Origin of the sequence: Myroides odoratimimus (genome assembly GCF_030326305.1) — a bacterium.
Taxonomy (GTDB): domain Bacteria; phylum Bacteroidota; class Bacteroidia; order Flavobacteriales; family Flavobacteriaceae; genus Flavobacterium; species Flavobacterium odoratimimum_A.
Genome location: NZ_JACAKB010000010.1, coordinates 86,219 through 98,328, shown reverse-complemented (window position 1 = coordinate 98,328; position 12,110 = coordinate 86,219). Strand labels below are relative to the sequence as shown.

At 34.7% G+C, this 12,110-nt stretch carries 9 protein-coding genes; 3 read left to right on the top strand and 6 right to left on the bottom strand.

Annotated elements, in window-relative coordinates:
* Positions 1 to 62 precede the first annotated feature (62 nt).
* The 4 genes from HX049_RS09525 to HX049_RS09510 are packed head-to-tail and all read right to left on the bottom strand — an operon-like array spanning position 63 to position 6,802.
* Positions 63 to 1,193 (bottom strand): cytochrome-c peroxidase, encoded by a 1,131-nt coding sequence (locus tag HX049_RS09525; RefSeq protein WP_286415580.1) that lies wholly within the window; start codon positions 1,191 to 1,193, stop codon positions 63 to 65.
* 16 nt (positions 1,194 to 1,209) lie between these two features.
* Entirely contained in the window at positions 1,210 to 2,727 is a 1,518-nt protein-coding gene (locus HX049_RS09520; protein WP_286415579.1) for a DUF6850 family outer membrane beta-barrel protein, read from the bottom strand.
* A 10-nt stretch (positions 2,728 to 2,737) separates the two neighbouring features.
* Positions 2,738 to 3,961: a DUF4876 domain-containing protein gene (locus tag HX049_RS09515; RefSeq protein ID WP_286415578.1), complete on the bottom strand. Its 1,224-nt coding sequence runs from the start codon at positions 3,959 to 3,961 to the stop codon at positions 2,738 to 2,740.
* A gap of 12 nt (positions 3,962 to 3,973) precedes the next feature.
* Complete coding sequence (locus tag HX049_RS09510) at positions 3,974 to 6,802, bottom strand: TonB-dependent receptor (protein ID WP_286415577.1); 2,829 nt, start codon at positions 6,800 to 6,802, stop codon at positions 3,974 to 3,976.
* A gap of 270 nt (positions 6,803 to 7,072) precedes the next feature.
* On the opposite strand from HX049_RS09510, the gene HX049_RS09505 reads away from it, so the two are divergent.
* Together HX049_RS09505 and HX049_RS09500 are read left to right on the top strand one after the other, a co-directional pair.
* Positions 7,073 to 8,077, top strand: coding sequence for a GlxA family transcriptional regulator (locus HX049_RS09505; protein ID WP_286415576.1), 1,005 nt, complete (start codon positions 7,073 to 7,075; stop codon positions 8,075 to 8,077).
* Between the two features lie 101 nt (positions 8,078 to 8,178).
* Positions 8,179 to 8,790 carry a DJ-1/PfpI family protein gene (locus HX049_RS09500; protein WP_286415575.1) on the top strand — a complete coding sequence of 204 codons (612 nt, stop codon included), beginning with the start codon at positions 8,179 to 8,181 and terminating at the stop codon, positions 8,788 to 8,790.
* 14 nt (positions 8,791 to 8,804) lie between these two features.
* On the opposite strand, the gene HX049_RS09495 is transcribed toward HX049_RS09500, so the two are convergent.
* Positions 8,805 to 10,184 carry an MFS transporter gene (locus HX049_RS09495; protein ID WP_286415574.1) on the bottom strand — a complete coding sequence of 460 codons (1,380 nt, stop codon included), beginning with the start codon at positions 10,182 to 10,184 and terminating at the stop codon, positions 8,805 to 8,807.
* 87 nt (positions 10,185 to 10,271) lie between these two features.
* Here HX049_RS09495 and HX049_RS09490 point away from each other — a divergent pair, with 87 nt between their 5' ends.
* The gene (locus HX049_RS09490) at positions 10,272 to 10,631 is read left to right on the top strand and encodes a winged helix-turn-helix transcriptional regulator (RefSeq protein WP_286415573.1); all 360 of its coding nucleotides are present in this window, start codon (positions 10,272 to 10,274) and stop codon (positions 10,629 to 10,631) included.
* A 236-nt stretch (positions 10,632 to 10,867) separates the two neighbouring features.
* Here HX049_RS09490 and HX049_RS09485 read toward each other — a convergent pair whose 3' ends face one another.
* Positions 10,868 to 12,103: an ABC transporter permease gene (locus tag HX049_RS09485; protein WP_286415572.1), complete on the bottom strand. Its 1,236-nt coding sequence runs from the start codon at positions 12,101 to 12,103 to the stop codon at positions 10,868 to 10,870.
* Positions 12,104 to 12,110 lie beyond the last annotated feature (7 nt).

Sequence of the window (12,110 nt, the reverse complement as noted above, 5' to 3'; positions counted from 1 at the left end):
AAAAAGCTTCTTTAGAGTGAGTTCTAAAGAAGCTTTTTGCGTTTAATTAAAGTAAATAAGCGTTACTTCGTTGGAAATATAGGACGTTCCATTTTATAGTAACTTCCTGACATTGATTCTAAAAATGCTACAATAGCTTTTATTTCTTTCTCATTTAATTTTAATGGTTTCATCAGTGGATCTGTTAGAGGAAAGAGCGGATCTAATGCTTTCTCTTCCTCTGTAGGATCTATCATGTGCATCCCACTATTATACAGATTTACTATTCCTTCTAAGTCATCCATTAGCCCATTATGCATCCATGGCTTAGTCACTAATAGGTCTCTTAAAGAAGGAGTTTTAAATTTACCCACATCTTCTGCCTTTTTAGTATGTAAGTATAATCCTAAGTCTTCGTACTCTCTCTTATAATACGTCAACCCTATATTGTGAAAAGACTCATCAGTAAGATATTTTCCATGATGACAATTCATACATCCTGCCTTAGTTCTAAATAAGTGCATTCCATATATTTCTTGTTCTGTTAGATACTGATACTCTCCTTGCATAAACTTGTCGAAACGACTAGGCTGACTTTTGATTGTCTTTTGAAAAGTAGCTATTGCACCCACTATTCTTTCATAGGTCACTTTATCATCTCCGTAAGTTTCTTTAAACAAAGGTTTGTACTCTTTATACCTGCTTAGCTTCGCTGGTAGTGATTTGACATCCATATCCATTTCGTGATGAGCAGATAAAGGTCCCATCGCTTGCTCTTCTAACGTTAATGCTCTACCATCCCAAAAGAAAGAACTACGCTCACCAATATTGTATAAAGAAGGAGTATTCCTAGCTCCTAATAAATGATCATTACCTAGTGATACCTGTCTATGGTCTGTCCATCCCATTTCAGGATCGTGACAAGAGCTACAAGATATCTGATTAGACTTTGATAACTTAGGATCAAAGAACAGTGCTTTACCTAATATTACTTCTGGTAAATCTTGTGTCTCATAATATAATGTATCTACCTCTATTGCCCCAAACTCTTTCCATTTTACACTTTTATCTATTATCGGACTAGGCCAATAGCTTATAGTTTTTTTATATTGATCTGTAATCTCTGTGTATTCTGAAACTGATCTTACCTCAAAATTAGTGTATCCTATAAATAGTAATACCGCCCCAATAATAACACCTACCTTTTTTTTCATCTATCTTCTCTCTCTTTTAAAACGTAATCCCTAAACTCATCATCACACTACTGTTGTTTTGAAACTGCTTATAGTTTTGGAAATAATACTCTCCACCTACAAATACATCTATTACTTTCGGCAAAGCAAAATCATATCGAACCTTAAAGCTTCCTTCCCAATACTCTGCTATCTGAACAGCATAGTTATTTAACAACATTTGATTTATAGCATTACTATTTCCATAATTAAAAGTAGCCTTTTCTTTAACAGTTTGTCTTACTTTCCAATTAGATGCTACTGTCAATAGACTTCTATCCTTAAATGTGTACATCCATTGTAAATCTGCTCCCATATAGGTATACTGAATATCTGTTTTAGAATAAGGCTTTTTATAACGTTCTACCTCTTGAGCTATTCCTATATATGGTAAGATACTATACACACTATTTAAAGTTTCATACTTAAATACTCCACTTAATCTAAGACTCTTATTCTCGTACTTATATTGTTCTTCTTGTCCTATCTTTAAATAGTTCGTAGCGCTCACATTGACAAACAAATTCTCTGTACCCTTTCTCGTCTTCATGTTCCCATCTAAACGAACACCTAACTGAGTAGCCTGTACATCAAATAGCTTTCCTACAGAGAAGAAATGTTCTATATCCTTAACTTTAGAAGCTTGCAAATCATCAAAATCAGACAATAACTTCTCAAAACTAAAAATATTCATTCCCACTGTGGCAAACCACTTCATCTGAGAAGTATCATATACTTGTAGAGAAGTGCCATACCTCCAACCATCATAATAAGCCTCTCTTCTTTTTCCTTTCAATAGATTATTGAAGTTTCCCATTCCGCTCATCTCATATATCACAGGAAATCCAGTAGGACTATAGAAGTCCATCTTGTGTTTCTGTGTATATTTCTCTATTGAGGTATTTACCCCTATAGTAAAGAGCTCCTTAAATACTCTACTCACACCTATATTCCCTCCTAATCGAGCAGAGAGATTCTTAGGTCTAGGGTCTATATTACGGTATTCCATCTTTGCTTTATAAAAACCAGAGATACCGATATTGTACTTTCCTAATCGTTGGACATAACCACCAGCGATATGATAATCTTCATACTTAATATCTCCACCTACACTATCCGCTACCACATACGGAAATATTAAGTCGTAATCTGCACTCTCATTCCACATTACATCTCTTCGCTTACCCTGTTGATAAGTAGCACTACCCCACACGGCACTATGCTTATCTAATTTATGGTAAGCATTCGCTTGAAAAGACAAATCATCTCTGTTTTTGCCCTCTTGAGCTAAAGTTGTTTCATTCTTACTATTCTGCTTTGCGATTTCGAAAGAAGTTAAACTGTACTTTCTATAGTCTAAATAGTGAGATGGATTGACATAAATAGATTCTTCAAAATGACGTATTACATCTTGCTTCTCCTTTACTTTTATTGCCAATGAATCTGACTGCTGACCATATCCCCATACAGTACTCAACAATGACAAGAAACATAACCCAAAATGAAAGTGCTTCATACTACACTAATTAATATTTAAATAATGACGGTCTTACTGCAGGTGCAAAGTCAACTGTCGAATTATTAGTATCTTTTAGAACATTGTTCCCTGCTGCATTCTTACCTAATACATTTCTTCTTACAGCCTTACCATATCTTCCTTCATCCCCTACATGTTGTGTGATATAAGTATATCCCATATCTACTGATGGAGATGTTACATTCCACATATACTCATCTGCGATACCTAAGTTTACAGCATCTACTATCCATGAGTTTGGAATTTTAATAGCAGAGTCTACACTAGGATATGCTTCCCCTCCGAATATCATTTCGTACTCATAATCATATATATTATCTACTACTAGCTTCTCCGTTGTCATTCCCTCAGGCATTTTCACTAAAGCATAAGCATAACTTCCTTGAATATTAACCACTAATTCATCGTGAATCGTAATCATTTTAGCTGCTTTTAATCCTACTACATCATGTACACCATCTCTAAAGTTCTGAAATTCTGCGTTAGTCAAATCAATTGAGTTGCTGTTAAATTCTCTATGGTTAATAGCATTCTCTGCAAAGATTACTGACTTGCCCGGCTCTACTGGGTGGTCTTTTCCTTTACCTGGGACCTGTAAAATAGCTCCAGCAGACAATGCCTCACCCATAATATTAGGTGTATAATCTTGCTTATCGTTTGTCATAAACTTAGATTGTACAAATAACATTCCATCTAAATACAATACCTCATCAGAGTTATTTGTTATTTTGAAGTATTGGTCATCCGTATACTGAAGTCCTTGTGGTGTCTTAGTCCCTGCGAAGAATATCTCTTCTATTACAAAACCTGTACTACTCGTTTTAAATACGATATCGATAGCCTTAGTCATTTCTCTACCCGAGATCACTACACCTTTAATAAAGTTACCTACTTTACTCTCCTCTACTACACCATTTACCTTATGTGTGATTACACCTTCTACTGTGATATCATAAGTACCTGTAGGAAGTGCTTTCTGTATTTTCTTATCTCCTTCATATACTAACTCTGTTTTCTTATTAGAGTTTAGTTCTGTCAACTTGATAGTCATCTGTTTTATCTCTTCTATCTTCGCATCTTGAGGATCATTAATCCAGAATGTTACGAAAGTCTGCTCATCCCCTGTCATATTGCTATTGTCATCAGAAGAACAAGCATTAAAACCTAATACCACTAGTAGTAAGCTTAATGATTGTAAAAGTCGTTTTATCATTTTTATAAGTATTTATAGATTAAAATTTATTTCCATTCCGAAGTAAGGGTCTCTTAGTCCCTTTCTGTTTACCTTAGTCCCATTCACAGAATATGGAGCATAATAGGTAAATAGCTTATTAGCAAACATAGACACTGTGATCTGCTTGTTTCTAAAACTCTTAGATAGCTTTAAGTTCACATCCATCAGCATAGGTGTTCTTCTAGATTTATCTGCATTGCTATGTTGTGGGATTACTAATTGTTCTAACAATGTTCCCTTTGCCTCTTCTGCATCATAAGGTTGTAGTTCTCCATCTACTCCTACATAGTAGCTAGGCATTCCATTCATCGGTTCATTCTTTGCTAAGTAGTACCAGTTAAACTGAAATGAAGTAGAGAATTGTAGATCTAGTTTAGGGATATATGTATCTAATAATAGATTACTATTTAGCTGTTCGTATTTGCTCTTAGGTTCCATTTCATCGTATAGTCCTAAGTATGGATAAGGCTTACCATTCACATTAGCATTAGAGTTACCACGTCTATAAGTTGGTAAGCTATTGCCATATTCAGTTCTAAACCATGCCCCACTAATTGTAATACGTGTATTAATAACAGGAATTCTATTAGAACTATACTGAAACTCTATTCCTTCCTTATCTGTTCTACTACCATTACGAGAGACATTGTATAAGAAGTTTTCATTAAACTGCTCATAAGGAAGATCTTCTTTATTAGGTGTACTTGTGATATGATCATGATCTATACTAGAAGTATCATATCTCTTATAATCAAAGATTCCATACTGGTTCATCGTTCTAAACCCGTTGCTCATTCTTTCTTTAAATACCGTAAAAGTCAGCTGATGAAAACCCCAATTCAAATCTAACCTAGCCTCTAACTTATTGTTTAAGGCAGGTGTCAATGCTTTGTTCTGTGGGTCAAAAACGCTCGTTTTATAATTAACTGTACGATAATCAGGATTACTGTGAAAATAGTTTAACTGCTGAACGTCTCTATAATATTTCTCAGGATAAAGAAGATTTAGGTCAGGGAATAGTCTCTGCTGTCCCCATCCTAACGTTAAGTCTACTTTTGCTTCCTTATTCGCTACCATAAATGAGGGTAGTGTCCATTGTACATTCACACGTGGATCGATATACATCTTTCCACTCATAGTGAAATCATTAGACAAGTTTTGCATAATAGATCCTCTTGCCCCTAATGCTAATGTTAGACTGTGTTGTCCAAATTTCGCAGAAGAAATATGCTCTGCAAACAAAGCCGTCGTTACATAAGCAGGAATATCCTTATATGCTCTATTTCTATAAGTAGATTTAGGGTCTAAAGGCTTATAGATATCATAGACCTGACCCCTACCGTTATTCTTACTATACTGCCAATCAATACCTGCGCGTATATCTGTAGAAATAGCAGACATCTTATAACGAAATGCACTTACTACCTTAGCGAAGATATCTAATGGCTTACCATCTACTACACTCTCTGCAATATAATTAGCCGTAGGAAAAAAACCATCGTACTCACCATCCACAGTAGAAAGTGGCAATGCTGTAGCAGCCTCTAGCTGTACAAACTTTGTCTGGTTAATCTTATCGAAACGTTGATTAAACGTAGTCTGTAATTCTATACTTCTAAAGAAAGATTCATTTCTATTCTCATAAGTCACTATATTACTCAGACTATAGAACTGATTATCCACTTTATATTTATTCGCACCTGTCAAATCAATATCTGGATCGGACTTAGCATCATCTATAGACCCTGTATAACTTAGATTAGACACCCAAGAGAACAATCCTCCATTGTTTAAATTCTTATCCTTACTCACGCGTACAGTACCTGTCACACGCTTATAACTCTCTAAATCATTACGAGGTTCTGGTTTAGCATTTAGATAATCTAACCCTACATTTACCTTAAAGCTACTATCCTTAGATTCAAAACCTTTATTAACCGCAAATAGTTTACTATATCCATCTGCTTTAAAACGTGCTTGCCATTTAGAATATCCACTCTTTTTCGTGATCTTTACTACACCAGAAGTAAGGTTTCCGTATTCTACAGAAGGGATTCCTCTTATGATTTCTACTTTCTCTATTTGATCTGTTGAGATTGTACGCATATCAACACCTGAGCTAATATTGATATTCTTATTAACACCTGATGAAACATTATCCATATAGCCATAAGTATACTGAAGGTTTGCACCCGAGTTTAGTTGTGCTCCATCTACTACAAATAAAGTCCCTAGAGAAGAAGTGTCATACTGCTTACTTCCTACTCCTGCTATATTAGACCCCACTCTACCTACTTCTCTCAGCTGTATTTTATTGACACCCCCTAGATACGGATCTTGTGCTCTACCGCCAGGTACTAATTCCATTAAGTCAGCAAAACTAGAAGGCTGTAGATGTTGCATAGCCCTTCTATTAATCACAGAAGTACTCGTAAGCCCCGTCCCTTCTTTAGCTGTAATCACGACTTCTTCTAATTGATTCGTTTCAGCTTTTAAGACAACTGTAAAATTATTGTGCGTTAAGGTATTTAGTTTCTGGCTGTAAAAAGAATAACTGATGTGCTGTACTTCTAAAAGATAGTTATCAGGCACTAATTTAAAAGCCACCTCACCTGCCTCATCTGTAAGTTCTAAGACAGACTCCTTATCACTTTTTATCATCACCACAGCTGTAGGAATAGCTACACCATACTCATTCTGCACTTTGATCGAGATAGGAGAACGTGTATTCTGCCCATAACTGAGAAAGTGAATGAATAACGATAAGATAATAATAGTTAGTTGGGTTGGTCGTGTGATAATAGTAAAGTGTTTGAGCATCACGACTGTATTATGTTTTATGGGGCAAATGTATAATCTAAAATCATTCTAAACAACATTATTTAGAAGTAATTTAAATAACAAACCTCAAAACACAGTCAAACAAGCTTTTAACTGACAAAAATTAACATTTTAACTCAAATCAATCTAAATAAAACAACGATTCATTTATTAAGACATCTTCTGTTTTGGCAGAAAAAGTACGTTATATGTCATTTATACATCATAAAGCCTTCTTACCTTTGTCTTATCATAAAACAAGATAGCAGTATGAATACCCCACTACATCATATCGGATTTCTATTATTACCTCAAGTACAATTACTGGACTTCGCAGGACCGAGTGATGTATTCAATACTGCTAATCAACTCATGATCCGCACAGCTACATCTGCACTTACTCAATATCAAATCCACTTAATCTCCGGAACAGTAGACAAAAGTGTACTTACTAGTGCAGGCATTAGTGTACAGTGTGATTATACCATTTATGACCATCATATTCCATTAGATACGTTACTCATCGCTGGGTCTAAGGCAGACCTAACGCATGACTATGATCCAGCTGTATTACATTGGATAAAGGGTATACAACCTACTGTAAAGCGTATAGGCTCTATCTGTATAGGAGCTTTTTTACTAGCCAAAACAGGATTACTAACCAATAAAAAAGCAACTACACACTGGCAGTATGCTAAAGTGCTTCAAGATACTTACCCTTCTATTCGGTTAACCTATGATCATTTTTATATCAAAGATGACAATATCTATACTTCTGGAGGAATTACTTCTGGTATAGACTTAGCTCTAGCCTTAATAGAAGAGGACAATGGATATACACTAGCCTCTGATGTATCAAGATATCTAGTAGTGAATCTAAAAAGAACAAACACACAAGAGCTCTATAGTACATTAATCCCTGCCGATATAGACCTCACTCCATTAGTTAGAAAAGTAAAACAGTATATCACAGATCATCTAACCCAACAAGCGGTGACTATTGCAGAACTTGCAGATCATGTCTATATGAGTGAACGCAATTTTTCTAGAGTATTTAAGAAAGAAACAGGAATGACTCCAGGTGCTTTTAATGACTGTGTGAGGGTAGAATATGCTAAGCGTCTATTAGAATTTACGACATACTCTATAGTAGAAATAGCTAGTCAAGTAGGATATACTTCTGATCATGTATTTAGAAAGGCATTTGTCAAACTAGTCAAAGTCACTCCTACTCATTATAGAAGTGTGTTCCAATCTACGAGAATTAACCTTTAGCATTTAATTACCAACTAAGTAATCACAAATAACCCAAGACAATACCGATATCGAAGCCAGCCTTCGACAGATCCTCTATTGTCTTCTATCAACAATAAAATATGACAACAACAAACCGCCCCCTTAATGTAGCCTTTATCATTTTTGATCAAGTGGAAGTGTTAGACCTTAATGGCCCATTAGACGTATTCGTTAAAGCAAATGTGCTTAAACCCAACAGCTATAATCACTACTTAGTCTCTGCTACGAAAGAAGTAGTCAAAACAGAAGCCAATACAACTCAAATCTTACCTCAGTACAATTTTGAAGACTGTCCTACACCGGATGTCATCGTATTACCAGGAGCTAACCCAGACATCGTCATGAACTATCTACAAGACGAGTATTTCCAAAACACTTATACTTCTTGGATAGTAAATCAACACCAGCAAGGTGCTCTGTTATTTACAGTATGTACAGGTAGCTTACTTCTGAGCAATACAGAACTTTTTAATGGTTTAAAAATAACCACACACTTTATGGGAATAGAAGCATTAGCACAAGCGCTGCCAAAGGCTATAGTTCGCACAGGTGTGCGCTACATAGACCAAGAAAGAGTACTAACGACAGCAGGTATCACAGCAGGTATAGATGGTGCTCTATATTTAGTCAGTAAACAACTTGGTGAAGATATAGGTCAGACTATTAAACAATTATTTGAATACAAAGGATAAAAGACAAAGGCGATTTAGTTCTTAAGTCGCCTTTTATAACTCATAAATAATACAAAGCAGGTCACAAGCAATAATACAATCATAATCACGGTCGAATTAAAATGACCGTCTATACTCCCAAAGTATGACTGACCTACAATGCTTACCCCTAAAGCGATACTTATTTGTTGTAAAGTAAGGTATAAACTTGAGCCAATAGAAGTTATGTCGGTAGGTAGGCTGCTCAGTGCATAAGTAAATAGAGAAGGAAGAACGACTCCACATCCTATCCCATACTCAAACAGCAATATCGCTATTTCATAAAAGGGAATATACTCCCTGTTCAATAACCAGTAGTGTCCTGCCAACCCTACTATCATCAACAATAAACCTAAAAGCATAAATCGCTCTTGATATTTAGACAAAAACTTTAGAGATAAAAAAGAGGCAATGACATACCCAACTCCTTGAAATGCAAATAAAAATCCCGTATGCGTAGCTGTATAATCTAATTCTAACTGAAAATGATTGGCATAAATAAAGAAATAAGAATCCTGTACTAAAGAGAAAAATATTAAGGCAACTAAAGCTACTGTAAATGTCCTATAGGTAAAAGGTTTAAAATCTATAAGTACATTGATAGATGTCTTATAATTTTTAAACTGAATCACTAAAAATAACACAATGCCTATGATAGCACTCACTAATACTAACAATAAAGTAGTCGTCCAACCATAATCTGCTCCAGTCACTAAACTATACATTAACATCACTAATAAACAAACCAGCAATAACTGAGCTAAGGGTTGTATTTTCAAATCTCGTTTGCGCTCTATTTCTATTAAAACTATCCATGCTAATACACCTACCACAAATGCTATCGGTACATTAATTAGAAATATTAATCTCCAAGCCCCAAAAGCTAAATCAAGATCGGGGAGCAACCCTCCTAGTACTTGTCCTAATACTGAAGATATCCCCGCTATCGCCCCATAGATAGAATACGCTCTACGTCTCTCTTCCTCTATTACAAAGATACTAGACAGTAAAGTCACTCCCTGAGGTATCATAAATGCTCCGCTTATTCCCTGAAACAACCTAAAGATGTTCAACGAAGGCATATCCCAAGCTAAGCCACATAATAATGAAAACAAACCAAAACTAAACATCGAGAGGACAAATATCCTTTTATGCCCATATCTTACACCTACTTTGCCTGATGTAATCAGAAATGCTCCATAACCTATCACATAGTAGACTATGATAAATTGTATATCAGCTACACTTGCTTCCATAGCTACTTTTATCTTAGGAATAGCTACATTGACAATAAACAAATCTAACACACTTAGAAAAATAGACATCGAGATCAAGAATAACATAATTCTCTTTTTGACTGTTGAAATATTTTGCATTGATTACTTACTATTTTTTATAATTATCTTTGCAAAAGTGACAGATATATCACTTACAGTCAAGTAGGTAAAAATTAAAGACTAAGTATGAAAAACAATACTAATACTGAAAACGAGCCCAATACATTAGAAAATAATTTAAACTATTTTGAAAATAATTGTGTTGTACAACAAGCTCTTAAAACGATCTCTGGTAAATGGAAAACATCAATCCTCAAAACTATAGCTGCTCAATGCCCTAAGAGATTCGGAATACTAAAAAAAGAGTTAGACAATGTAGCTCAAGGCACACTGACTACTGTACTAAGAGAATTAGAACAAGATGGTCTATTACATAGAGAGGTCTACGCCGAAGTACCACCCAGAGTAGAGTATATGCTAACAGAAAAAGGAAAAAGAGTATTACCTATACTTGATCAATTAGAAAAATGGCATACCACTGAATGATACTTTGCTTGGATTAGTATACAGTTTTCTTTGAGATAAAAATAGTATACTCCCGCTATATATCCATCATCTGTCCGTTATTTAAGGCAAAAGAACGGACTCAATACAGACTCATAACGGACTCATAACGGACTTACCTCGAAAAAAAACGCACTCACTCCAAAAGTAAAATAGCCTCTAATACTTCTTAAATAGAAGCACTAGAAGCTATTTATATATTTTTTAAATCCTTATTATTAGTCGTAACGAATCGCTTTTATAGGACTAATCTTAGTAATCATATAGGATGGAATAAGCAATACTAAAAATGCGATGACTACTACTCCTAAATTTAATAAAAATACATCACTAAATCGAATCAATACAGGAGCTTCTCGTACATAATATGCTGTAGAATCTAACTTAATCAAACCAAAATACTGTTGTATATACAATAACCCTAATCCTATAAGATTACCATAAAACAACCCTTTTACTATCAAGTAAGTCGCATTGTATAAAAACACTTTTCTAATCGTCCAGTTATCAGCACCCATAGCTTTTAATATTCCGATCATCTGTGTACGCTCTAGTATTAGTACTAATAAAGCTACTATCATATTAATAGACGCTACCGCAATCATGATAATAATGATAATCTTTATATTAAAGTCAAACATATCTATCCAACCAAATACATTACTATACTTGTCTACAATAGTCTTACTGTCTACTGTAGAAGGCAAATTCATATAGAACTCTTGGCCTTTTTGTTCGATCTGATCAAAGCTATTTAGTACTACCTCAAACCCTCCTACCTCATTTGGTTTCCACCTATTCAGACGTTGTACATGCTTTATATCTCCTATCACAATATTCGCATCGAACTGCTGTAATGCCGAATTATAAATCCCTACTATCTCAAACTGACGAACATTTGGAATCTTATTCCCCCATTCTTTCATAAAGTAAGTCGTGATTTTATCGCCTACTTTAAAGTGCATTCTATCTGCTATATATTGAGACAGCAGTACTTCATTACTCATTCCATCAACCGATTTCGGCAATCTTCCTTCTATTAGGTAATCCTTAATCTCATTTAAATCATAAAGAGAGTCTACTCCTTTATAAATAATTCCTTCAAAAGAATCCTCTGTACGTATAATACCAGCCTTAGAAGCATAAGACTGTATTTTCTTTACTCCTTTTATATTCTTAATATCATCAGACTGTACTACACTTACATCTATCGGCTTAAGTGTAATATCTGTAACATTACTATCATAATTAGTTATTACAATATGACCACTAAAAGCTGAAATTTTATCTCTAATTTTGTACTTCAATCCTAAACCTGTTGCAACAGAGATAAGCATCATAATCATGCCTAATGCAATAGCTGTAATTGCAATTTTAATAATTGGTGCAGATACACTACTTTTATAGTTCTTAGTAGTGACAAGTCGTTTAGTTATAAAATATTCTAATTTCAAAATAAAT